We start from the raw sequence: 23,208 nt of genomic DNA, 5'->3' as shown, positions 1-23,208 counted from the left end.
ATTCAGTCATTGGTTGCGTCGAGGAGGGACGTAGGCGTGGCTCTGGACTTTGACAGGCCCTTCGAGGACACCGTGCGGGCTGTCTGCCCGTTGCAGTGCCGGCTGCGGCGCGGCGCCGCCGAGGATGAGCAGCTCGACGACCGGGTCGATTGGGCCGGGTTGCCGATCAACTTGGACTTGGCGTTCTCGCCGCAGCAGCGCGACAAGGTCTACACCCAGCACCTGATGCTCAAGCGCGGCACGCAACTTCGACGAAGGTGGCAGGACAGGGGCCAGTGGTGCGCCTGCGAAGATTTCGCCGACGACGGACGCGTCTAACTCCGGTAATCATCGCGGATTCGTAAGAGACTCAACGTCAACAATTAAGTTCAACGCGAGCGTAAAACCATTACCTGCGAAAGCAATTGCTGCCGGATAGGCTTGCTGTGTGGCTGATCATCCGTCCTCCTACCTGGTGCTGGCGTCCCAGCGGAGCGGCAGCACACTGCTGGTCGAGTCGCTGCGCGCGACCGGCGTCGCCGGTGAACCGCAGGAATTCTTCCAGTACCTGCCGGCCACCAGCCAGGCGCCGCAGCCCCGCGAGTGGTTCGCCGGCGTGGAGGACGAGTCGATCCTGAACCTGCTCGACCCGCTCGATGCCGGGACGCCGGACCTAGCGGCGCCCGAGATCTGGCGCGACTACATCCGCACGGTCGGCAGGACGCCGAACGGGATATGGGGCGGCAAGCTGATGTGGAACCAGACGCCGCTCTTGTTGAACCGCGCGAAGAATCTGCCGAATCGCAGCGGCGACGGCCTGCTGGCCGCGATCACCGATGTGGTGGGTGAAGAGCCGCTGTTCATCTATGTGCACCGCCCCGACGTGATTTCGCAGGCGGTGTCGTTCTGGCGGGCGGTGCAGACGCGGGTGTGGCGCGGACGACCCGACCCGGCTCGCGATGCGCGCGCCACCTATCACGCCGGCGCGATCGCGCACGTCGTCACCATGCTGCGCGCCCAGAACGACGGCTGGCGGAATTGGTTCGCCGAGGAAGACGTCAAGCCCATGGAGATTCCGTATCCGATGTTGTGGCGCAACCTGACTCAGGTGGTCGCCTCCATCCTGGAGGGGTTGGGGCTCGACCCGCGGCTGGCACCCGAGCCGGTCTTGGAACGTCAGGCCGACCAGCGCTCCGATGAGTGGGTGGATCGGTATAGGGCCGACGCCGCGAAGCTCGGCCTGCCAACCTGACCCTGGGACTCGCTTGTGCCCGAAGAAGCCTTCGACGCGATTGCGGCCCCGCCGGCGCGGGTGAAACGGCCGCGGGTGCTCAGCAAACGATGAGCTCAACCGGCGAAATTGTCGAATGTCCTATAGTGGGCGTTATGCAACAGGCCACCCAGCCGTGCCTTGTCCTTACGTGCCGCGCCGCCGTGCACTGCTGTTGTCGTTGTTGTTGTTGATTCTCTGACGCCGCAGAAAACCTCGCGTTTCCTCCAGGTTTGCGGGCCGCTCGCACAGGTAGCACCCAGTGGCCGCGTCTAAGCGTTAGTCAATCTTGAAGAAGGATCAACCCGCCGATGACCATATTGCCCATCCGCACTCGCGTCGCCGTCGAATTCGACATCACCTGGTAGGCCGACGAAGCTTGAACCAACATCGCCTGAGGAAGACAGATGAGCATCGCAGATAACGTCACACAACTGATTGGAAACACTCCGCTGGTCCGGCTGAACCGGGTCACCGACGGGGCGGCCGCCGACGTCGTAGCCAAGCTGGAGTTCTTCAACCCGGGAAACAGCGTGAAGGACCGCATCGGGGTCGCGATGATCGACGCGGCCGAGCAAGCGGGCCTGATCAAGCCCGACACGATCATCCTCGAACCGACGAGCGGAAACACCGGTATCGCCCTGGCGCTGGTGGCTGCGGCCCGCGGCTACCGCTGTGTGTTGGTTATGCCGGAGACGATGAGCATGGAGCGGCGGATGCTGTTACGTGCATTGGGCGCCGAGATCGTCCTGACGCCGGGCGCCGAGGGCATGCCGGGCGCCATCGCCAAAGCCGAGGAGCTGGCCAAGAGCGACCAACGGTATTGGGTGCCCCAACAGTTCGAAAACCCCGTGAACCGGGAGATCCACCGCAAGACCACCGCCGAAGAGGTGTGGCGCGACACCGATGGGAAGGTTGACATCTTCGTGGCCGGCGTGGGCACCGGCGGCACGATCACGGGGGTCGCCGAGGTCATCAAGGAACGCAAGCCGTCGGCGCAGTTCGTCGCCGTGGAGCCGGCTGCGTCGCCGGTGCTCTCGGGCGGACAAAAGGGTCCGCACCCCATCCAGGGTCTGGGTGCCGGATTCGTGCCCCCGGTGCTCGACATGGAACTCGTCGACGAGGTCATCACCGTCGGCAACGAGGAGGCCATGGACTTGGCACGCCGGCTGGCACGCGAGGAAGGCTTGCTGGTCGGCATCTCGTCGGGTGCCGCGGTGGTCGGCGCGCTGCAGGTGGCCCGCCGCCCGGAAAACGCCGGAAAGCTTGTCGTCGTCGTGCTGCCTGATTTCGGCGAGCGGTATCTCAGCACGCCGTTGTTCGCCGACCTGGCGGGTTAACCATGCTCGATGCCATCCGCCGAGACATCCGGGCCGCCAGGGAGCGCGACCCGGCTGCCCCGACCACGCTGCAGGTGATCTTCGCCTATCCGGGCGTGCATGCCATCTGGGGCCACCGGATCAGCCACTGGCTCTGGAACCGCGGCGCCCGGCTGGCCGCGCGAATACTCAACGAAGTCACCCGCATCTTGACCGGAGTCGACATCCACCCCGGTGCCGCCCTCGGCCCGGGCCTCTTCATCGACCACGCCACTGGAGTGGTGATCGGCGAGACGGCGGAAGTCGGCGAGGACGTGACGATTTACCACGGCGTCACGCTCGGCGGCAGCGGACGGGATACCGGGAAACGCCACCCGACCATCGGTGACCGGGTGATCATCGGCGCCGGCGCCAAGGTGCTCGGAGCGATCAAAATCGGCGATGACAGCCGGATCGGAGCCAACGCTGTCGTGGTCAAAGAGGTTCCGTCGAGCGCCGTAGTCATCGGGGTTCCCGGCCAGGTCATCAGTCGCCACGGCCGAAACAGCCCCGACGACTCGATGATGCCCGACCTCGTGGGCGTCAGCCTCCAGTCCCTCCTGACCCGGGTCGCCAAGCTGGAGGCCTCCAACGACGGGCAACAATTTGGACGTGTCATCCGGCCACCGGAAGCCGGCGTGTGGCACGGCGAAGATTTTTCTATCTGAGGACCAATTGAGCACTCTGGTGATCGCAGGGACGGCGCTGATCGCTGCGCTGGGGGCCGCCACTGCGGCAGGAGCGCTGATCAATCGACGGTCCGGGGTACTTCGAGAGACAACTCTTGATCTCCCAGGGGACGCGCCAGATCTCGGTTTGTCCGAGGCGGGTCCGACAGTCGTCCATTTCACCGCGGCATGGTGCGGTCCGTGCGCTTCGGTGCGTCGCGTGGTCGAGCAAGTGTGCAGCGATCTCCCCGACGTGCTGCATCTCGAAATCGACATTGACGCCAATCCTGCCGTCGCCAAGCGGCTTTCGGTGTTGTCACTGCCAACCACGTTCATCTTCGACGCCGGCGGCCGCCAGCGGTACCGCACCGCGGGCGTCCCCAAGGCCGCTGATCTGCGACAGGCGCTGCAACCTCTGTTGGCTTGACCCGCGGCGCCGGCCCTGCGAATGCCGTTCAAGATGCGATCGTCGCGATCGACGCTACGGTTGCCGTAAGGGGCCAAGTCACGGACGGAGATTTGCGATGAGCGACCCGCACGCGCCGAAGATCCCGGCGGCGCTGTCCTCGCCCAGTCTGAACCGTGGAGTCGGCTTCACACACGAGCAGCGGCGGCAGCTGGGTCTGACCGGACGACTTCCGTCAGCGGTGTTGACGCTTGACGAACAGGCCGACCGGGTGTGGCGCCAATTACAAAGCCTGGCAACCGATCTGGGCCGCAACCTGTTACTGGAGCAGTTGCATTACCGCCACGAGCTGCTCTACTACAAGGTGCTGGAAGACCATCTGCCCGAGCTGATGCCGGTGGTCTACACGCCCACCGTCGGAGAGGCCATTCAACGATTTTCAGACGAGTACCGCGGACAACGCGGGCTTTTTCTGAGCATCGACGAGCCCGACGAGATCGAGCCGGCCTTCGAAACTTTCGGGCTGGAACCCGACGACGTGGACCTGATCGTGTGCACGGACGCCGAAGCCATCCTGGGCATCGGCGACTGGGGCGTGGGCGGCATCCAGATCGCGGTGGGCAAGTTGGCGCTGTATACCGCAGGTGGTGGCATCGACCCGCGCCGCTGCCTCGCGGTCTCCCTCGATGTCGGCACCAATAACGAACAGCTGCTGCAGGATCCGTTCTATTTGGGCAATCGGCACGCGCGACGCCGCGGCGAGGAGTACGACGAGCTCGTCAACCGCTACATCGAAATCGCGCACCGGCTCTTCCCGAGGGCGATCCTGCATTTCGAGGACTTCGGGCCGTTGAACGCGCGGCGGATCCTGCGCGACTACGGCGAGAAGTACTGCGTGTTCAACGACGACGTCCAGGGAACCGGCGCGGTGGTGGTGGCGGCCGTGTACGGCGGCTGCCATCTCACCGGGGTCCCGATGCGCGACCAGCGGGCGATTGTGTTCGGGGCCGGCACCGCCGGGATCGGGGTGGCCGACCAGATCCGCGATGCCATGGTGTCCGACGGCGCCTCCGTCGAACAGGCCACGGCTCAGATCTGGCCGATCGACAGGCAGGGGCTGCTGTTCGACGACATGGATGATCTGCGGGATTTCCAAGTGCCCTATGCGAAGAACCGCGCCGAGCTCGGCGTGGGTCCCGAGAACCGGGTGGGCCTGGTGGACGCCATCAAGCTCGCCTCCCCCACCATTCTGCTGGGCTCGTCGACCGTTTTCGGGGCCTTCACGGAGAAGGTCGTGCAGGCCATGACCGCGTCCTGCGACCGCCCGATGATCTTCCCGCTGTCCAACCCGACCTCGCGGATGGAAGCCATGCCGGCCGACGTATTGCAGTGGTCCGACGGCAAGGCGCTGATCACCACCGGCACCCCCGTCGCGCCGGTCGAATACGACGGCACCACCTACACGATCGGGCAGGCCAACAACGTGCTGGTGTTCCCCGGAATCGGGCTGGGCATCATCGTCGCGGGGGCCAGGCTGCTGACCAAGGCCATGCTGCAGGCGGCGGCGAAAGCCGTTGTGCAGCAGGCCAGCCCGTCAAAGGCGGGGGATTCACTGCTCCCCGATGTCAGGGAATTGCGCGCCATCTCGACGGCGGTCGCCGAAGCCGTCTATCACGCCGCCGTGTCCGGCGGGGTGGCCACACGGACGCATGCCGACCCACGGCAAGCCGTCCTGGACACCGTCTGGACCCCGGCGTACGACTAGCGCATCGGGTTGGCCCGCCCCGGGGTCGTTCGGGTACGGCGCCAGCGGCGTCACCTCATCGGCAACCTGGAGGCCGCCACCTTGTGACCGGGGAGCCCTCCACATCGACGGCGGCCAGAGCGCCGGACACTGAGCCTCAACCTTGCTCCCCCGCCTGGACTCGAACCAGGAACCTATCGGTTAACAGCCGAACGCTCTGCCAATTGAGCTACAGGGGATCAACACAATCGCGGGACGACTCTAGCGTACTGGCATAACCGCACCCAACTGGACGGGACCGACCTCGTCTCGCCCCGGGGACCGGATCGGGCGCGCACGCACCGGGGCCGGTGAGGCAGGATGGGAACGGTCGCTAGTCGGGAGGAACGCTTTGATCCGGTATGTCGTGGTGCTGGGACTGGGTTACGTGCTGGGCTCGAAGGCCGGGCGTCGCCGATACGAGCAGATCGTCGGCACCTATCGCGCCCTGACCAGCAGCCCGGTGGCCAAGTCGGTGATCCAAGGCGGGCGCCGCAAGATCGCGAATCGGATCTCCCCGGACGCCGGGTTCGTGACCGTTGCCCAGATCGACGATCAAACGGCCATCTTGGAGCGCGGTGCCGAGCGACCGGCCGCCGAGGAAGCCCTCACATCGTCAGATCGTCGCCGCTAGCCTGCTCCAGCAGGCTGCGCCGGTAGGCCTCCATCGCTACCAGGTCACCGAATAACGCGTGGTAGTCGTCGCCCTGTTCGATCGGCGACATGCGCTGCAGCTTGGACTTCACCTCGGCGATCTGCCGGCCCATCCACACTTCCTGCAGCCGGGCCAGCACGCCGGCGATATAGCGCACCAGCTTCTCGTCGTCGTCCACCTGGATGGCCTCCACGCCGAGCTCGCTGACCAGCCCGGCGGTGAGGTCTGAGCCTGCGCGTTGGCGCACCGCGTCGATCCACTGTGCCCCGGTGATGCCGCTCGACGTGCCGCCCGCGGCCTCGATGGCAGCGCGCACGGCGGCGTAACCGGGATGGGTGAAGCTTTCGACGGGGAGCGTGTCGAACACCGGCCCGGCCAGCGCCGGGTACTGCAACGCCGACTTGAGCGCCGCACGCTGCGGCCTGAGCGTCGGGTCACGAGGGTCGGGAAGCGTGGCGGCGAGGCGGCCCGGGGCCCCCGCACGGGGCTGCTGGGCTGCGCCGCGGGGGGCGTTCGGGCCGGAACCGCCCCGCGCCGGGGCCGGCGACTTCTTGGCCTGGGTGCGCACCCGGTCGATGACCTGCGCCACGTCGTCCCAGCCGACCCAGCCGGCGAGCTGGCGGGCGTACTCGTCGCGCAGCGTGGGGTCTTTGATCTGGCTCACCATCGGCACGCAGCGGCGCAGCGCCGCGACCCTGCCCTCGGCGCTGTCCAGGTCCATCTCGGCCAGCGCGGTGCGTATCGCGAATTCGAACAAGGGGGTGCGCCGCGCCACCAGGTCGCGCAGCGCGCCGTCGCCGGACTTCAAGCGCAAGTCGCAGGGATCCATGCCGTCCGGGGCCACCGCGACAAAGGATTGCCCCGCCAGATTCTGCTCGCCGCCAAAGGCCTTGAGCGCGGCAGCGCGGCCGGCCGCATCACCGTCGAAGACGTAGATCAGCTCCCCGCGGAAGAAGCTGTCGTCCATCATCAGCCGGCGCAGCATCGACAGATGCTCGTCCCCGAATGCGGTGCCGCAGGAGGCCACGGCGGTGGTGACGCCGGCCAGATGCATCGCCATCACGTCGGTGTAGCCCTCGACGACGACCGCCTGGTGCCCCTTGGCGATGTCGCGTTTGGCCAGGTCGATGCCGAACATCACCGACGACTTCTTGTACAGCAGCGTCTCGGGGGTATTGATGTACTTGGCTTCCATCGGATCGTCGTCGAAGAGGCGGCGGGCGCCGAACCCGATTACCTCGCCGGCCGCGCTGCGGATGGGCCACAACAGCCGGCGGTGGAAGCGGTCGATCGGGCCGCGCCGCCCCTGCCGCGACAGGCCGGCCGATTCCAGCTCCTTGAACTCGAAACCCTTGCGCACCAGATGTTTTGTCAGTGAGTCCCACCCGGACGGCGCGAATCCGCAGCCGAATCGCCGGGCCGCCTCGGCGTCGAAGTTCCGTTCCGTCAGGTACTGGCGGGCCGGTGCGGCCTCGTCGGATTCCAGCGCCGCCGCGTAGAACTCGGCCGCGGCCGCGTTGGCCGCGACGAGCCGGCTGCGGCTGCCGCGGTCGCGCTGCACGCTGGTCGCCGGGCCGGTGTAGCTGATGGTGTGGCCGATCCGGTCGGCGAGCAGCTCGACGGCCTCGACGAAGGTGACGTGTTCGATCTTCTGGATGAAGGCGTAGACGTCGCCGCCCTCCCCGCAACCAAAGCAGTGGAAGTGGCCGTGGTTGGGGCGAACGTGGAACGACGGCGACTTCTCGTCGTGAAACGGGCACAGGCCCTTGAGGGAATCTGCACCGGCGCGCCGCAATTGGACGTAATCGCCGACGACTTCCTCGATGCGGACCCGCTCGCGGATGGCGGCGATGTCGCGATCGGGAATCCGGCCCCGGCCCTTTGGCCGGGCGTCATCCTCCCCCGCGCGCGGGTGGTGCCCCCACGAACCTGCCGGGCTGGACATCGGCTCAGTCTAGAGCGCCGAGCCGGCCGGCTATCCGGTTCCGATGACGCCGCATGCCACCCGTTCCATCGCGGTGTCGGTGTCTTGGGCGCCGTGCAGCATCAAGGCGGTCTTGTTGCCGCCCAGCAGCTCGTCCCGGTTGAACGCATCCGTGGTGGTGACCAGGTAGGCCGAGCCGTCCGAACGCACCTGCAGCGACGTCAGGTCGCCGCTTTCCGGCTTGCCGGTGTGTCCGGGCGCCTGGTAGTGGCCGCCGGCGGACAGGAAGTTTCCGGGCGGACCGCCGGTCGGGGCGACCGAGTTGGGCTCGCATTTGCCGATTTCGTGGACGTGCAGGCCATGCAGGCCGGGTGACAGGATGCCGCCGGCCACCGTCTTGACGGTGACGGTCACGTACCCGCCGGTGAAGTCGAACGTCGCCGTGGCGGCCGACCGCCCGTCCGGCGTCTTCAGTTGCGCGGTGAGCGATTCGCCGTTAGGCGCGGGAGTCGTCGTCTCACCCGACGACGCCGGTGGGGCGCTCTTCACCGGAGGGGTGGTGCCGGGCTGGGTGCTCGCCTGTTGGGGGGAGCTGCAGGCGGTCATGGCGACGACGGGAAGCCCCACCGCGAGGGTGGCGATACCGCTGAATTTGGTCATGTCGGGCAGCCTAGCCCGCGAGGACGTCGGGACTGCCGTGGGATGACCTGCGGCCGAGTAGCGGCTAACCGGTGGCCTGGCGCGCGTCGATACGTTCCAGCCGGCCCTCGGTGTATGAGGCGATCTGATCGACGATGACCCGTAGCCGGGCGCGGTCGTCGGCCGCGGTGGTGAACGCCGCGGCGAAGACCGGGTCGAGCGTCTGGGGTGCCCCGGAGTAGAGCCACCGCGCGACCCGGTGGATCCGTTCACGCTGCAGGCCCTGGGTATTGAGATGCCTCGGATCGGACATGATGAACTGCAGCGCCAGGATTTTCAGCAGGGCGACCTCCGCGCGCACCAGGTCGGGCACCAGCAGGTCGGCCCGGTAGCGGACCAGCGGCCCGGGTCCGGCCGCGGCGCGCGTCGTGGCAATGGCGGCCGAGGCGAACCGGCCGACCAATTCACTGGTGAGTCGCTTGAGCGCGACCGCCGCGGCCAGCGTGGCGTCGTACTTGCCGACGGCGGCGACCACCGGCAGCCCGGAGAGCCGCCGGGCGGCCGCCAAGAAGTCGTCGGCGCTCACCCGGGAGAATTCGCTCTCGCCCAGTTTGGCCAGAGCGGCCGCCTCGTCGTCGTCGGCGAGCACGCGCAGGTCGATGCGCTGGGAGACGACGCCGTCCTCGACGTCGTGGACCGAATAGGCGACATCGTCAGCCCAGTCCATCACCTGCGCTTCCAGGCACATCCGGCCCTCCGGCGCGCGGGCACGAACCCAGGTCGCCGGCTCGCGGTCCTCGTCGTAGAACCCGAACTTCCTTGCGGGACCCAGCCGTCCGCCGCGGTACCACGGATACTTGGTGACCGCGTCCAGGGAGGCGCGGGTCAGGTTGAGCCCCGCGCTATTGCCTTGGCCGTCAAGCACTTTGGGCTCGAGGCTGGTCAGGATGCGGAAGTTTTGCGCGTTCCCCTCAAAACCGCCGTAGTCGGCGGCGAACTCCTCCAGGGCGCGCTCGCCGTTGTGGCCGTACGGGGGGTGGCCGATGTCGTGGGCCAGGCCGGCCAGCTCGACCAGGTCGAGGTCGCAACCCAAGCCGATCGCCATCCCCCGCCCGATCTGGGCGACCTCCAGCGAGTGGGTCAGCCGGGTGCGTGGCGTGTCACCCTCGCGGGGCCCGACGACCTGGGTCTTGTCGGCGAGCCGGCGCAGCGCGGCGCTGTGCAGTACCCGGGCGCGGTCCCGGGCGAAGTCGGTGCGGTGCTGACCTTCCGTACCCGGTAGACCGGCAGTCTTCGGCGCTTCACGTACCCGCCGTTGACGGTCGAACTCGTCGTAGGGGTCTTGCCGATTCATGTCCGCCTTCTTAGTCACCGCAGCACAGTCTGCCAGGGAACGCGGGACGGGGGACCGCTCCGCCGCACGGCTCTTTGCCCGCGTCGCCGCGGGGCTAGATTGACGTCATGCGCACTGCCCGCTTGCTAGGTGTCATCCTCGCAATTGCCTTCAGCGGCGGGCTGCTCGTGGCACCCGGAGCCGGCGCACAACCCCCGTTCCGGCTGGCGGATTACGTCACCGACGACGCGGGCGCCCTGTCGGAATCCGGCCGTGCGGCGGTCACAGCGGCGGTGCGCAAGCTATACACGGATCGCCACATCCGGCTGTGGGTGGTCTACGTCGACGACTTCTCCGACCAGGGCCCGGTTAACTGGGCGCAGCGCACAGCGCGTACCAGCGATCTGGGTGACTATGACGCCCTGCTCGCCGTCGCCACAGCCGGCCGTGCCTACGCCTTCCTGGTGCCGGCCACCGTCAAGAGCGTCAACGCCCGCCAGGTCGATGACTTGCGGCACAACAAGATCGAGCCCGCGTTGCACAACAGCGACTGGAGCGGTGCCGCGGTCGCGGCGGCCAACGGGCTCAACACGTCACCGGGTTCGTCCGGCCGCGTGGCCCTGCTGGCCACGCTCGCGATCATTCTCGTCGCGGTGGCGGCCTTGCTGTTGGTCATGCGCTATCGCGGTCGGCGCCGGCGCGCGGCCGAATTGGCCGCGGCCCGACGGGTCGACCCCACGAACTCCCAAGCGCTGGCCGCCGTGCCGCTGCAGGCCCTCGACGACCTCTCGCGTGCACTCGTAGTGGACGTGGACAACGCCGTGCGAACCAGCTCCAACGAACTCGACCTAACGATCGCCGAGTTCGGTGAAGAGCGGACCCAACCCTTCACCCAAGCCGTGACCAACGCGAAAGCCGCTCTGGCCCAAGCGTTCACGGTACGACAGCAACTGGACGACAGCGCATCGGAGACGCCCGACCAGCGCCGCGAGTTGCTCACCCGGGTCGTCATGTCGGCGGCGCGCGCCGATCGGGAATTGGAGTCGCAGACCGAGGCGTTCGAGAACCTACGCGATCTGGTGATCAATGCCCCGTCGCGGCTCGACGCGCTCACGCAGCAATACGTTGAGCTCACCACCCGGATAGCGCCGTCAGAGCAGCGGCTGGCCGAACTGCACGACCAATTCGACGCCACCGCACTGACTTCCGTGTCCGGCAATGTCTCGGCCGCCAAGGAGCGGCTGGCGTTCGCCGACCGCAACATCGGCACCGCCCGGGATTTGGCCGCCGAAGCCGTCAGCGGCCGGCAGGCCGGCTTGGTGGACGCGTTTCGCGCCGCGGAGTCCGCGCTCGGGCAGGCGCGGGCGCTACTCGACTCGGTGGACAATGCGGCCACCGACATCCAGCACGCCATCGACCGGCTGCCGTCGGCCATGGCCGACATTCAGGCCGACATCACCCGGGCGGGCGATCTCCTGCAGAGAGCGGAGACGACCGCTCACACCGGCGATCTGCGCGCGGCGCGCGATGCGGCCACGCGGGCCTTCGACAGCGCGCGTGCCGGCGGCTCCACCGATCCGCTCGGCGCGTTCGCCCAGTTGGCCAAAGCGGATGCCGATCTCAACGGGCTGCTGGTCACCCTGGCGCAGGAGCAGGCCACCGCCGAGCAGCTCAACCGGTCACTGGAGCAGGCGTTGTTCACCGCCGAGTCGCGGGTGCGCGCGGTCTCCGACTACATCGACACGCGTCGCGGCAGCATCGGCCCAGAGGCCCGCACCCGGCTGGCCGAAGCCGCCCGGCACCTGCAAGCCGCGCGGGACAAGAGGCCGGCGAACCCGGCCGAGGCGATTTCCCACGCCAACGCGGCGTCGACGCTGGCCGCCCAGGCGCAGTCGTTGGCCAATGCCGATGTGCAATCGATTCAGCGCGCCTACACGCGTCGCGGGGGCAGCGACATGGGGGCAATGCTGGGCGGCATCATCATCGGCGACCTGCTCAGTGGGGGCATGCGGGGCGGCTTCGGCGGCTGGAGTCCCACATCGTTCGGCGGGTCTTCGGGGGGGTCCTCCGGCGGCGGCTTCATGGGCGGCGGCGGCCGATTCTGAGCCGCTCGCCCTAGAACACCGCAGTCAACCGGCGGCCGGTGAATGCGGAATCACGCCTCCGCTGCGCGGTACGTCGAAGTGGGGCTCGGTTTCGCCTTCCCACCGCTGCCACTCGTTCCATTCTTTGGCGTCCGCGACCGCGGCCGGGGCGGGGACATCGGCCGTCGGATCGCCGGGATCGACGCTCACTTCCGGCTTCGGGGCCCAATGGTCGTAGTCGTCCGGCGGCACGACCACACCCCAAACGAGTGGAACCGACAGGCCGCCGAGCATCCCCGACTCACCCCGAACCGCCGACACCGAGTCATCTGGTAACGGCGGACCAAGAGGCAAAAGCATGTTGCCCCCTTCCACAGCCGACTTTCGGATGCTGTGGCCGAACCTAATAACAGCAAGCAGGCACATCGTAAGCCAAACTTCAGACAAATACCCGAAAAACGTGGATTTGCTTCCGCAGGCATCCCCGACTCTTAAGCCGGGGTCGGCGAGCGGGCTCCCCCGGCTATCAGCCCTTGGTCCGCGGCACCACCTTGGGCCGCGACTGCACCACGTGCGGGTTCTCCCCGCCGCGGCGACCCCTCCGGTCGGTCTTGTCTTTGTCGGCGTCCCGATCGTCCATCGCCATGGCCATGGCCGACGTGGAACCGGCGGGTGCGGCCGACGCGGAGGACGATCCGCCGGTCGCGATCGGGGTCGGTAGTTGGGTGCCCAACGCCGGCACCGCGAGACTCGTCAGGACGGCCGGAACCGGCATCGACCCCTGCCAGGTCGGTGGGACCGTAATCGCTCCCACGAACCGCGCGGTGCCCAACCCGGCCGTGGCGACGCCCAGCCCACCGAGCGATTGCGGCGTCTGCAGGCCGCCGGTGGCGAGCGGGGCCTGCCCGGCCACCGTGGTGACACCGGCCATCGCGGGTGCCGCCGGCCCGACGTTGTGGGCCAGCACCATCATCGGGGACATCAGCGCGGTTGCGGGGTACATCCCGATCGGCGCCAGGGCGGTCATCGTCGTGACCGGCATCGACGAGAGTAACGACGTCACCGACGACAGCCCGGGGAAGAACGCCCCGAGCACCGCCTGCAGCTGCGAGACAAAGCCGGCCCCCAGCGACGAGAACGCTCCGAAAGCCTGGGACACGAAGTCCAGCGGCGCCGTCACCAGTCCCGCCAGTCCACCCAGGGCTACCGGCGGGGCGCTGAACGCCGGCAGCGTCGCCGCCACGGTCTGCGCCCCGATGTGATAGCCCACCATCGCGGCCACGTCCTGGGCCCACATCTCCATGTACTCGATTTCGGTCATCGCGATCGCCGGGGTGTTCTGACCGAGGAAGTTCGTGGCGATCAGCATCAGCAGCCGGAGGCGATTCTCGAGCACCTCCGGGGTGGGCACCGTCGCCATGAACGCCGCCTCGTAGGCCCCCGCCGCCGCCGTGGCCTGGGCCGCCGCCAACTCGGCTTGCCCGGCGGCCGAGATCAGCCACTGTAGGTACGGCGTCGCGGCCGCCACCATCGCCACCGACGACGGGCCCATCCAGGGGCCGGCAGCCACTCCCGTCACAACCGACTCGAACGACGCCGCCGCAGCCGCCAAGTCCGCCGCCAGTGCTTCCCAGGCCGAGGCCGCCGTCAACAGTGGGCCGGGGCCGGCGCCGCCGTACATCAGGGCAGAGTTGATCTCGGGGGGGAACAGCATAAAAGCTGGAATCATCGCATCCCCAACCCAACGCCTACCGAGTCAACGACACCTACACCCACACGAACCGACACCCACCCCCGGCGACTAGACACGTGAGCAACATTCGGATCGAGCCTAAGCCAATCGGCTACCCAAATACGGTTTTTTACGAAACGTTTAATTACGTGGCGGCGGCGTGTCCATGCCGGTCAACAGGCAAGGCGTGAGTTCCGGAACCGGCGGTGCCAGCGCCGTCAGCAACCCTTGAGCCGCGCCGCCAAGTAGTCGGCGACGGCGTTCATCGCGACGCGCTCCTGTTTCATGTCATCGCGCCGGCGCACCGTGACGGCGTTGTCTTCGAGGGAGTCGAAATCCACCGTCACACAGAACGGCGTCCCCACCTCGTCCTGGCGCCGGTAACGGCGCCCGATCGCGCCGGCGTCGTCGAAATCGATGTTCCAGCACGTGCGCAATTCGGCGGCCAGGTCGCGGGCTTTTGGACTCAAGTCGGCGTGCCGGGACAGCGGCAGCACCGCGGCCTTGACCGGGGCCAACCGCGGATCCAGCCGGAGCAGCGTGCGCTTCTCCATCACACCCTTGGCGTTGGGTGCCTGGTCCTCGGTGTAGGCGTCGATCAGAAACGCCATGAACGACCGCGTCAGCCCGGCCGCCGGTTCGATGACATATGGGATGTACCGGGTATCGGTGCCCTGGTCGTAGTACGACAGGTCGGCGCCGGAATGTTTTGCGTGCGTGGACAAGTCGAAGTCGGTCCGGTTGGCGACGCCCTCCAGCTCGCCCCACGGGTTGCCCGCGAAGCCGAACTTGTACTCGATGTCGACGGTCCGGTCGGAGTAGTGCGAAAGCTTCTCGGCGGGATGTTCGAATAACCGCAGATTCTGCGGGTCGATACCCAGCTCGAGATACCACTGCAGCCGGGTGTCGATCCAATACTGGTGCCATTCCTTCGCGGTCGACGGCTCTACGAAGAATTCCATTTCCATCTGCTCGAATTCGCGGGTCCGGAAAATGAAGTTGCCCGGCGTGATCTCATTGCGAAAACTCTTGCCGATCTGGCCGATACCGAACGGCGGCTTCTTGCGCGCGGTGGTGACGACGTTGGCGAAGTTGACGAAGATGCCCTGCGCGGTCTCCGGACGCAGATAGTGCAAGCCCTCCTCGGTCTCGATCGGCCCGAGGTGGGTCTTGAGCATCATGTTGAACTCGCGCGGCTCCGTCCACTGGCCCTTGGTTCCGCAATCCGGGCAGACGATCTCCGTCATCGGCACCGAGTCGGGGTCGTCGATCCCCTTCTTCGCCGCGTAAGCCTCCTGCATGTGGTCCTGGCGATGCCGGTGATGGCAGTTCAGGCACTCGACCAGTGGGTCGTGGAAGACCTCGACGTGGCCGGAGGCCACCCAGACCTGCCTCGGCAGGATGATCGACGAATCAATGCCCACGACGTCGTCGCGCCCGGTGACCACCGATCGCCACCACTGCCGCTTGATGTTCTCCTTGAGTTCCACTCCCAGCGGGCCGTAGTCCCACGCCGACCGGGTGCCGCCGTAGATCTCTCCCGAAGGAAAGACGAAGCCGCGCCGTTTGGCCAGGTTCACTACGGTGTCGATGACGGACGCCACGGGGTGGTGCACTCCCTTTCCGGGGTTGAACGGGCACGAGCGGCGCTCGACCGCCGTGCGCAGAGCATTCGTCATCGTAACGATCGGCCCCGCGGTCTTTGACATGCGTCATCATGCATGTGACAGTGGAAGTCAACCGCCTCACGGCGCGCCCTCCCCGCTACCTGGTCCTTCTCGAGGTGATGACTCTCTCCATGGCGATGTCCCCATCCCCGCCTTCCTCGCTGCCGGCCACCGCCGATGGTGACGTGGGACCGGCCATGAGCGTGGTTGCCCACGAGCACGGCGAAACCGGATCCGGTGGACACGCGCCGGCCGATTACCCCGTCCCGCCGCCGCGCGAGATCCTCGACGCGGCCGGTGAGCTGCTGCGCGCGCTGGCCGCCCCGGTGCGGATCGCCATCGTCCTGCAGTTACGTGAATCCCAGCGCTGCGTGCACGAGCTGGTCGACGCGCTCGGCGTGCCGCAGCCACTGGTCAGCCAGCACCTGAAGATCCTGAAGGCCGCCGGCGTCGTCGCCGGGGAGCGATCCGGCCGCGAGGTGCTTTACCGGCTTGCCGACCATCACCTGGCACACATCGTGGTGGACGCGGTCGCCCACGCGAGCGAGGACACCCAATGACACGCGCCGGCGACGATGCAGAACGAAGTGATGCTGAGGTGGGGGCACCACCCGCTTTTGGGGGATGGCGCCAATGACAGGCGCGAGTGTCCGGTCGACGCGTCAGCGGGCGGCGATCTCCACGCTGATGGACACCCTCGACGACTTCCGCTCGGCGCAGGAGTTGCACGACGAGCTGCGCCGCCGCGGTGAGAACATCGGGCTGACCACCGTCTACCGGACGCTGCAATCAATGGCGGCGGCCGGAATGGTCGACACGCTGCGCACCGACACCGGCGAGTCGGTCTACCGCAGGTGCTCCGAACACCACCATCATCATCTGGTCTGTCGCAGCTGCGGTTCCACCATCGAAGTCGGCGACCACGAGGTCGAACAGTGGGCGGCGCAAGTCGCCTCCAAACACGGCTATTCCGACGTCAGCCACACCATCGAGATCTTCGGCACGTGTTCACAGTGCGGGTCCTAGGTTGACCCGAGCCGGCCGAATGCGGCCCGGCGGAAAAAAGTTCTGAAAAAAGTGTCCAACACGCGCCCGCCGCGTGCTCCTACCCATGAGTGGCCCACCGGCCGAGACACCAAGAACTCTAGGGAATTGAGAGCACAATGCGGCACCACGCATCACCCCACCTGCGGCCCGTACGCGACGTCGTCGAGGCTCCTTCACTGCAATTTCGCACCATCCACGGCCACCGACGCGCCTTCCGGATCGCCGGATCGGGACCGGCTCTGCTGCTGATCCACGGCGTCGGCGACAAGTCCACGGCATGGGAGCCTGTGCACGCCAAACTTGCGCGACGGTTCACGGTCATCGCACCGGACCTGCTGGGCCACGGGGAATCGGACAAACCACGCGCCGACTACTCGTTGGCGGCCTTCGCGAACGGCATGCGCGACCTGCTTGCCGCGCTTGACATCGACCGTGTCACCGTGGTCGGGCATTCGTTCGGTGGCGGTGTCGCAATGCAATTCGCCTATCAGTACCCGCAGCTGGTGGAGCGCATCGTGCTGGTCAGCGCCGGTGGCGTCGCCCAGGAAGTAAGCGCGGCCTTGCGATTGGCGGCGATGCCGTTGGGCAGCGAGGCCCTGGCGATGCTGCGCATGCCGGGCGTGATGCCGGCGATCCGACTGTTCGGGCGGGCCATGGCTACCGTACTGGGCCCCACCAACCTCGGGCACGACGTCGCCGATGTGGTGAATCTGCTCGAAGGCTTCCGGGACCCGCGCGCATTGTCGGCGTTCGCGCGCACCTTGCGGTCGGTGGTGGACAGGCGCGGCCAATTCGTCACAATGCTGGACCGAAGCTATCTCGCGCAACCCATTCCGGTGCAAGTGATCTGGGGCGAGGACGACTTCGTGATCCCGGTCGACCACGCCCGGATGGCCCACGATGCGGTGCCCGGGTCACGCTTAGAGATCTTCGAAAACTCCGGGCACATGCCGTTCAAAGACGACCCGGATCGCTTCGTCGAAGTCGTCGAGCGGTTCGTCGACTCGACCCTGCCGGCTCAGCACGACCAAGACCTCCTACGCTCATTGCTGCAGACCCGCGTGGCCGAAAACGCCCGGGGATCGGCAGCCGTCGCGCTGGCCGAGTCGGCGGTGTCCTAGAGCCCTAACCCGTCAATGTGCGACGTATCTCGATGCCGCTATCCAGCACCAACAGAACCAGGGTGCGCAGCGCGTCGTCGGTCAGGCCGCCGCCGGGAAAGTTGTAGCGCAGCATCACGTCGGCGGTCTTGGCCGCGCCCTTGCCCGAGTTGCGTTGCACGGCCTTTTCGTTGACCTTCTCGACCATCGTGACGCTGCCGAAGTTGCTGGTACGGGCCTGCTTGGCGACCTGATCGCTGATCTTCTTGGTCAGCGGCAGGTCCCACGCCAAGACTTGGGTGAGCGACACCAGGTCGAGGTCGTCGGCGATGTTCACCACCCGCAACGACGCAATGGTCCCGGCATGGCGCACCGTCAGCGCCCCGTCGGACTCCTCCTCGACCGCAAGGACCACGCCGAGTGCCGACGCCAGACGTTCCTGCAGTGATGGCATTAAGCACTCCCGAATCTTCTATTGCGCGAAGCGTATTCCTCGCACGCCGCCCACAGGTCGCGGCGGTCGTAATCGGGCCACAGCTTGTCCTGGAAGATGTACTCGGCGTACGCGGCCTGCCACAGCATGAAGTTGCTGGACCGCTGCTCCCCCGAGGTCCTCAGGAAGAGGTCCACGTCGGGGATGTCGGGCCGTTGCAGGTGATGCGCCACCGTCGACTCCGTGACGCGTTCCGGGTTCAGCCTGCCGGCGGCGGCTAAACGCGCGATTTCCTTTGCGGCGTCGGCAATTTCGGCACGACCTCCGTAGTTGACGCAGTAGTTGACCGTGATGACGTCGTTGTCCCTCGTCATGTCCTCCGCGATCGCCAACTCATTGATCACGCTGCGCCACAGCCGTGGCCGCGAACCCACCCACCGGATTTTGACCCCGATGGTCTTCAGGTTCACCCGGCGCATGCGGACCACGTCCCGGTTGAAGCCCATCAGGAAGCGGACCTCCTCGGGGGACCGCTTCCAGTTCTCGGTGGAGAACGCGTAAAGGCTCAGCCACTTGATGCCGATTTCGATTGCGCCACAGACGACGTCAATGACTACCGCCTCGCCCGCCCGGTGGCCATCGGTGCGGGTCAGTCCCTGTTCGGTGGCCCAGCGGCCGTTGCCGTCCATGACGATGGCCACGTGATTGGGCAATCGGTCCGCCGGGATGCGCGGCGGGGTCGCTTTCGAGGTGTGCTGCGGCGGCCGGCTCGGGCCACCGTCACGAGACGGCGGCAGCTCGGGGAAGACCACCGGCCATGTCGACTTGTCGGGGAAAACCGGGTAATCGTCGGGCGCCGGGGGCAGCTGCGGGAAGCCGGTCGACTTGAGCTTGCGCTCAGCTTTAGCCACAGTCCAACTGCTCCATCAGCGCTGCGCGCCGTTCGGCGATGCTGCGGTCGACGTGATACGGCCGTTCCACCAGTGGCAACGTCTTGAGCTGGCGTTCCAGATGCCATTGCAGGTGCGCGGCCACCAGGCCGCTGACGTAGCTGCGGTGCGATTGCGGGGCCTCTTCGGCGAACTCCCAATCGCCGTCGTGCAGCGCGGACATCAGATCCAGCACGCCCGGCGGCGGTGTCGTCGAACCGGCCGGACGGCAGTGCGTGCAGACGCTGCCTCCGGCGCCGACATGGAACGCGCGGTGCGGCCCTGGTGTGGCGCACCGGGCGCACTCGGTCAGCGCCGGCGCCCATCCGGCGATGCCCATGGCACGCAGCAGGTAGGCGTCCAGCAGCAGGTCCCGGGAGCGGCGGCCGTCGGCCACCGCCCGCAAGGCGCTGACCGTGAGCCGGTGCAGGGCCGGGGCGGGGGCCCGCTCCTCCCCGGCGAGGCGTTCGGCGGTTTCCAGCATCGCGCACCCGCAGGTGTAGCGGCCGTAATCGCTGACGATGTCGGTGGCGAACGCGTCGATCGAGACGACCTGGGTGACGATGTCGAGGTTGCGGCCGGGATGCAGTTGCGCGTCGATGTGCGCGAACGGCTCCAGCCGCGCGCCGAATTTGCTGCGGGTACGACGAACGCCCTTTGCCACCGCCCGAACCAATCCGTGGTCGCGAGTGAGCAGCGTGACGATCCGGTCGGCTTCGCCGAGCTTGTGTTGGCGCAACACCACCGCCCGGTCTCGATACAGCCGCATCACAATAGTTTTGCACCCCGCCGCGACAATGCTGGTATCCGCGCCGGTTAGTCTCGTACCCCGTGATTGGCGCTTCCGAGTCAGGTCCTGGATCCATTTTCGGATCCGGTGGCCAGCGCCTGCCCACACTGACTGACCTGCTCTATCAGCTTGCCAGCCGGTCCGTGACTTCGGTCACATTGGTGCGCCGGTCCCTGCACGCCATCCACGCCAGCCAGCCCACCCTGAACGCCTTCCGCGTGGTGCTCACCGAGTCGGCCCTCGCCGACGCGGCGGCGGCCGACCGGCGGCGGGCGGCCGGAGACACGGCGCCGTTGCTGGGCATCCCGATCGCGGTCAAGGACGACGTCGACGTTGCTGGAGTGCCGACCGCCTTCGGCACCGAGGGATATGTACCACCCGCCACCCACGACGCCGAGGTGGTTCGCCGCCTGAAGGCCGCGGGCGCGGTGATCGTCGGAAAGACCAACACCTGCGAGCTGGGCCAGTGGCCGTTCACCAGCGGACCCGGGTTCGGGCATACCCGCAACCCGTGGTCGCGCCGGCACACCCCGGGCGGCTCCTCGGGGGGCAGCGCGGCCGCGGTGGCCGCGGGACTCGTCACCGCGGCGATCGGCTCCGACGGGGCCGGCAGCGTCCGCATCCCCGCCGCGTGGACGCACCTGGTGGGCATCAAGCCGCAGCGCGGCCGCATCTCCACCTGGCCACTGCCCGAGGCGTTCAATGGCATCACGGTCAACGGTGTGCTGGCCCGCACGGTGGCCGATGCGGCGCTGGTGCTCGACGCGGCGTCGGGCAACGTCGAGGGCGACCGGCACAAGCCGCCCCCGATCACCGCCTCCGACTATGTCGGTATCGCGCCCGGCCCGCTGAACATCGCACTGTCAACCCGGTTCCCGTACACCGGTTTTCGGCCCAAGTTGCATCCCGAGATCCTTTCGGCGACGCGAGCCGTGGCCAGGCAGCTCGAGCTGCTCGGCCACACCGTGGTGCCGGGCAACCCCGACTACGGGCTGCGGTTGTCGTGGGATTTCCTCGCCCGGTCCACCGCCGGCCTGCGGGACTGGGAAGAGCGGCTGGGCGACGGGGTGATCCTCGACCCCCGCACGGTGTCCAACTTGCGGGTGGGCCACGTGCTGGGTCAGGCGATCCTGCGCACCGCGCGCCGGCACGAAACCGAGGCCCAGCGGCGGGTGGGTTCGATCTTCGACATCGTCGATGTCGTCGTGGCTCCGACCACCGCCCAGCCGCCGCCGCCGGCGCGCGCCTTCGACCGGTTGAGCGGCTTCGGCACCGATCGAGCGATGATCGCCGCCTGCCCACTGACCTTCCCCTGGAATGTGCTGGGCTGGCCGTCGATCAACGTGCCGGCCGGATTCACCTCCGAGGGGCTGCCGATCGGAGTGCAGTTGATGGGGCCGCCCAACAGCGAGGGCATGCTGATCTCGCTGGCCGCCGAACTGGAGGCCGTGTGCGGGTGGTCGACCAAGCAACCGACGATGTGGTGGAACGCCGAAACGGGCACGCCGCCGGTGTCCGGCGCCACGCCGCGGAAGTGAAACCCCGAGCGGCGTAGCAGCGAAGTTGACTTCGCTTGAGCGGCTTCGGGTTTGTCGATGCCCACACCGGGAATGGGGTCCCGGCACGGTGATCGGTGGCGACCGCGAGCGAATCACGGTCCTCTTCGGCGAATTCGGCTACCGGACAATGACTGCGGTGCACGCACACGGGTTACTCGAGGTCACGGAGGCCGTCGCATAGCCGGCAGCAACGCGGGTACACCGGAACAATGGACCAATCTGATGCCCCACTGTTAGATGCGCTGGTCGATTACCGGGAAAAGAACCGGTACGGGTTCACGCCGCCGGGCCACCGGCAGGGCCGCGGCACCGATGACCGGGTCCTGGCCGTTCTGGGCCGCGAGCCGTTTCACGACGACGTGCTGGCCAGCGGCGGACTGGATGACCGTAGGACCAGCCACCAGTACCTCAAGCACGCCGAAGACCTGATGGCCGAAGCCGTGGGCGCCGACATCGCCTGGTTCTCCACTTGCGGCAGTTCCCTGTCCGTGAAGGCGGCGATGATGGCCGTTGCCGGCGGCGACGGCAGCCTGCTGGTAGGCCGGGACAGCCACAAGTCGATCGTCGCGGGCCTGATCTTCTCTGGCGTGCAGCCTCGGTGGATCACCCCCCGCTGGGACGCCGAGCATCACTTCTCGCACCCCCCGTCGCCCCGGCAGGTGGAAGAGACCTGGGAAAAGCACCCCGACGCCTCCGGTGCGCTCATCGTCAGCCCCAGCCCGTACGGCACGTGCGCCGACATCGCGGGGATCGCCGAGGTTTGCCACGCGCGCGGCAAGCCGTTGATCATCGATGAGGCGTGGGGGGCGCACCTGCCGTTCCACGAGAACTTGCCGACCTGGGCGATGGATGCCGGTGCGGACGTCTGCGTGGTCAGCGTCCACAAGATGGGCGCCGGTTTCGAACAGGGCTCCGTGTTCCACGTGCAGGGCGACCGGATCGATCAGGCCCGCTTGTCGGCCTGCGCCGACCTGCTGATGACCACCAGCCCCAACGTCCTGGTGTATGCCGCCATGGACGGGTGGCGGCGCCAGATGGTGCAGCACGGCCACGAATTGCTCGGTGGCGCATTGGATCTCGCATGCCAGCTGCGCCAGGACATCGAAGCCATCCCGGATGTGGAGGTGCTCGACGACGAATTGCTCGGCGTGCAGGCCTCCCACGATCTGGACCGAATGCAAGTTCTGATGGACGTGTCCGCGACGGGCACCTCCGGTTATCAGGCCCATGATTGGCTGCGCGAGCACGCCCACATCGACACGGGAATGAGCGATCACCGCCGCATCCTGGCGACCCTGTCCATGGCCGACGACAAGGACACCGCCGGCCGCCTGACGGAGGCACTCTGGGCGTGGCGCAAAGCCGCCGACGACTTCGACCCGCCACCACGCATCGACCTGCCGTCGCCCGAGCAGCTGCAGTTGGAAACCGTCTGCCTGCCGCGCGACGCGTTCTTCGGGCGCGTCGAAACGGTACGCACCGACCAGGCCGCGGGCCGCGTCGCGGCCGAGCAGTGCACGCCGTATCCGCCGGGAATTCCCGCCGTCGTACCCGGCGAGCGCCTCAACGAGGCGGTGCTGGACTACCTGTGTTCCGGGGTACGCGCGGGGATGAACGTCCCCGACGCGGCGGATCCGTCGCTGCAAACGATCCGCGTGCTTGCCTAGCCCGGGCGCGACATCACCCGATTGCCAACGGCTTTCACGCTGTCGGGCAGCACGCGGTTGACCGCACCCATGGCCTTGACGAGGACCGACCCGGCGACCGCCTGCTGATCACCGCGCATCGACGCCTCGAACCCTTGCCGCGCGACCTTGGCGGGATCGTCCTTGGGGCCCTTGCCCAACGTCGA

General features: G+C 67.5%; 23 protein-coding genes and 1 tRNA gene. 13 read left to right on the top strand and 11 right to left on the bottom strand.

Going from position 1 to position 23,208, the window contains the following annotated elements; all coding sequences use genetic code 11:
* The first annotated feature begins 36 nt into the window (after positions 1–36).
* From H7J89_RS04280 to H7J89_RS04255, 6 genes are all read left to right on the top strand, one after another.
* On the top strand, positions 37–318 hold the full coding sequence (locus H7J89_RS04280; protein WP_264036776.1) for a hypothetical protein: 282 nt from the start codon (positions 37–39) through the stop codon (positions 316–318).
* 109 nt (positions 319–427) lie between these two features.
* Entirely contained in the window at positions 428–1,231 is an 804-nt protein-coding gene (gene stf0 / locus H7J89_RS04275; protein ID WP_264036774.1) for a trehalose 2-sulfotransferase, read from the top strand.
* 425 nt (positions 1,232–1,656) lie between these two features.
* The gene (gene cysK / locus H7J89_RS04270; RefSeq protein ID WP_264036772.1) at positions 1,657–2,589 is read left to right on the top strand and encodes a cysteine synthase A; all 933 of its coding nucleotides are present in this window, start codon (positions 1,657–1,659) and stop codon (positions 2,587–2,589) included.
* A 2-nt stretch (positions 2,590–2,591) separates the two neighbouring features.
* Positions 2,592–3,275 carry a serine O-acetyltransferase gene (gene cysE / locus H7J89_RS04265; RefSeq protein ID WP_264036770.1) on the top strand — a complete coding sequence of 228 codons (684 nt, stop codon included), beginning with the start codon at positions 2,592–2,594 and terminating at the stop codon, positions 3,273–3,275.
* Positions 3,276–3,282: 7 nt separating this feature from the next.
* On the top strand, positions 3,283–3,702 hold the full coding sequence (locus H7J89_RS04260) for a thioredoxin family protein (protein ID WP_264036768.1): 420 nt from the start codon (positions 3,283–3,285) through the stop codon (positions 3,700–3,702).
* 97 nt (positions 3,703–3,799) lie between these two features.
* Positions 3,800–5,446, top strand: coding sequence for an NAD-dependent malic enzyme (locus H7J89_RS04255; RefSeq protein ID WP_264036766.1), 1,647 nt, complete (start codon positions 3,800–3,802; stop codon positions 5,444–5,446).
* 145 nt (positions 5,447–5,591) lie between these two features.
* On the opposite strand, the gene H7J89_RS04250 is transcribed toward H7J89_RS04255, so the two are convergent.
* Positions 5,592–5,664, bottom strand: a tRNA-Asn gene (locus H7J89_RS04250).
* Positions 5,665–5,816: 152 nt separating this feature from the next.
* Here H7J89_RS04250 and H7J89_RS04245 point away from each other — a divergent pair.
* Positions 5,817–6,098 carry a hypothetical protein gene (locus H7J89_RS04245; protein WP_264036764.1) on the top strand — a complete coding sequence of 94 codons (282 nt, stop codon included), beginning with the start codon at positions 5,817–5,819 and terminating at the stop codon, positions 6,096–6,098.
* Here H7J89_RS04245 and dnaG read toward each other — a convergent pair.
* The 3 genes from dnaG to H7J89_RS04230 all read right to left on the bottom strand — a co-directional run bounded on the left by dnaG (position 6,073) and on the right by H7J89_RS04230 (position 10,036).
* Entirely contained in the window at positions 6,073–8,064 is a 1,992-nt protein-coding gene (gene dnaG / locus H7J89_RS04240; RefSeq protein ID WP_264036762.1) for a DNA primase, read from the bottom strand. The two genes, H7J89_RS04245 and dnaG, sit on opposite strands and share 26 nt — an antisense overlap.
* 30 nt (positions 8,065–8,094) lie before the next feature.
* The gene (sodC, locus tag H7J89_RS04235) at positions 8,095–8,703 is read right to left on the bottom strand and encodes a superoxide dismutase[Cu-Zn] (RefSeq protein ID WP_264036760.1); all 609 of its coding nucleotides are present in this window, start codon (positions 8,701–8,703) and stop codon (positions 8,095–8,097) included.
* Between the two features lie 64 nt (positions 8,704–8,767).
* Positions 8,768–10,036, bottom strand: a complete 1,269-nt coding sequence (locus tag H7J89_RS04230) for a deoxyguanosinetriphosphate triphosphohydrolase (protein ID WP_264036758.1) — start codon at positions 10,034–10,036, stop codon at positions 8,768–8,770.
* 107 nt (positions 10,037–10,143) lie between these two features.
* Between H7J89_RS04230 and H7J89_RS04225 the strand changes: the two genes are divergently transcribed.
* Complete coding sequence (locus H7J89_RS04225; RefSeq protein ID WP_264036756.1) at positions 10,144–12,120, top strand: TPM domain-containing protein; 1,977 nt, start codon at positions 10,144–10,146, stop codon at positions 12,118–12,120.
* Between the two features lie 24 nt (positions 12,121–12,144).
* Here the strand turns inward: H7J89_RS04225 and H7J89_RS04220 are convergent, their stop codons facing one another.
* The 3 genes from H7J89_RS04220 to H7J89_RS04210 all read right to left on the bottom strand — a co-directional run bounded on the left by H7J89_RS04220 (position 12,145) and on the right by H7J89_RS04210 (position 15,447).
* Entirely contained in the window at positions 12,145–12,459 is a 315-nt protein-coding gene (locus tag H7J89_RS04220) for a hypothetical protein (protein WP_264036754.1), read from the bottom strand.
* A gap of 166 nt (positions 12,460–12,625) precedes the next feature.
* Entirely contained in the window at positions 12,626–13,828 is a 1,203-nt protein-coding gene (locus H7J89_RS04215) for a PPE family protein (RefSeq protein ID WP_264036752.1), read from the bottom strand.
* Between the two features lie 221 nt (positions 13,829–14,049).
* The gene (locus tag H7J89_RS04210) at positions 14,050–15,447 is read right to left on the bottom strand and encodes a glycine--tRNA ligase (RefSeq protein WP_264037097.1); all 1,398 of its coding nucleotides are present in this window, start codon (positions 15,445–15,447) and stop codon (positions 14,050–14,052) included.
* A 182-nt stretch (positions 15,448–15,629) separates the two neighbouring features.
* On the opposite strand from H7J89_RS04210, the gene H7J89_RS04205 reads away from it, so the two are divergent.
* From H7J89_RS04205 to H7J89_RS04195, 3 genes are all read left to right on the top strand, one after another.
* Complete coding sequence (locus H7J89_RS04205) at positions 15,630–16,058, top strand: ArsR/SmtB family transcription factor (RefSeq protein WP_372513714.1); 429 nt, start codon at positions 15,630–15,632, stop codon at positions 16,056–16,058.
* Positions 16,059–16,131: 73 nt separating this feature from the next.
* The gene (locus tag H7J89_RS04200; protein WP_067212556.1) at positions 16,132–16,524 is read left to right on the top strand and encodes a Fur family transcriptional regulator; all 393 of its coding nucleotides are present in this window, start codon (positions 16,132–16,134) and stop codon (positions 16,522–16,524) included.
* A 137-nt stretch (positions 16,525–16,661) separates the two neighbouring features.
* The gene (locus H7J89_RS04195) at positions 16,662–17,666 is read left to right on the top strand and encodes an alpha/beta fold hydrolase (RefSeq protein WP_308205069.1); all 1,005 of its coding nucleotides are present in this window, start codon (positions 16,662–16,664) and stop codon (positions 17,664–17,666) included.
* 4 nt (positions 17,667–17,670) lie between these two features.
* Here H7J89_RS04195 and H7J89_RS04190 read toward each other — a convergent pair whose 3' ends face one another.
* From H7J89_RS04190 to recO, 3 genes are read right to left on the bottom strand one after another with little or no spacing between them, the layout of a single operon-like run.
* A complete protein-coding gene (locus tag H7J89_RS04190) occupies positions 17,671–18,099 on the bottom strand; it encodes a hypothetical protein (protein ID WP_067212549.1) in 429 nt (142 codons plus the stop codon).
* Positions 18,099–18,989 carry a decaprenyl diphosphate synthase gene (locus H7J89_RS04185; protein WP_264036748.1) on the bottom strand — a complete coding sequence of 297 codons (891 nt, stop codon included), beginning with the start codon at positions 18,987–18,989 and terminating at the stop codon, positions 18,099–18,101. The genes H7J89_RS04190 and H7J89_RS04185 overlap by 1 nt, the downstream gene beginning before the upstream one ends.
* Positions 18,982–19,776 (bottom strand): DNA repair protein RecO, encoded by a 795-nt coding sequence (gene recO, locus H7J89_RS04180; RefSeq protein WP_264036746.1) that lies wholly within the window; start codon positions 19,774–19,776, stop codon positions 18,982–18,984. The genes H7J89_RS04185 and recO overlap by 8 nt, the downstream gene beginning before the upstream one ends.
* Before the next feature lie 62 nt (positions 19,777–19,838).
* On the opposite strand from recO, the gene H7J89_RS04175 reads away from it, so the two are divergent.
* Both H7J89_RS04175 and H7J89_RS04170 read left to right on the top strand, forming a co-directional pair.
* A complete protein-coding gene (locus H7J89_RS04175) occupies positions 19,839–21,335 on the top strand; it encodes an amidase (RefSeq protein WP_264036744.1) in 1,497 nt (498 codons plus the stop codon).
* A 230-nt stretch (positions 21,336–21,565) separates the two neighbouring features.
* Positions 21,566–23,023 (top strand): aminotransferase class I/II-fold pyridoxal phosphate-dependent enzyme, encoded by a 1,458-nt coding sequence (locus H7J89_RS04170; protein WP_264036742.1) that lies wholly within the window; start codon positions 21,566–21,568, stop codon positions 23,021–23,023.
* Here the strand turns inward: H7J89_RS04170 and H7J89_RS04165 are convergent.
* Positions 23,020–23,202 carry a hypothetical protein gene (locus H7J89_RS04165; protein ID WP_264036740.1) on the bottom strand — a complete coding sequence of 61 codons (183 nt, stop codon included), beginning with the start codon at positions 23,200–23,202 and terminating at the stop codon, positions 23,020–23,022. The two genes, H7J89_RS04170 and H7J89_RS04165, sit on opposite strands and share 4 nt — an antisense overlap.
* Positions 23,203–23,208: the final 6 nt, after the last annotated feature.

Source organism: Mycobacterium paraffinicum, assembly GCF_025822865.1.
GTDB lineage: Bacteria > Actinomycetota > Actinomycetes > Mycobacteriales > Mycobacteriaceae > Mycobacterium > Mycobacterium paraffinicum.
This window is presented reverse-complemented; position numbering and strand designations above follow the sequence as displayed.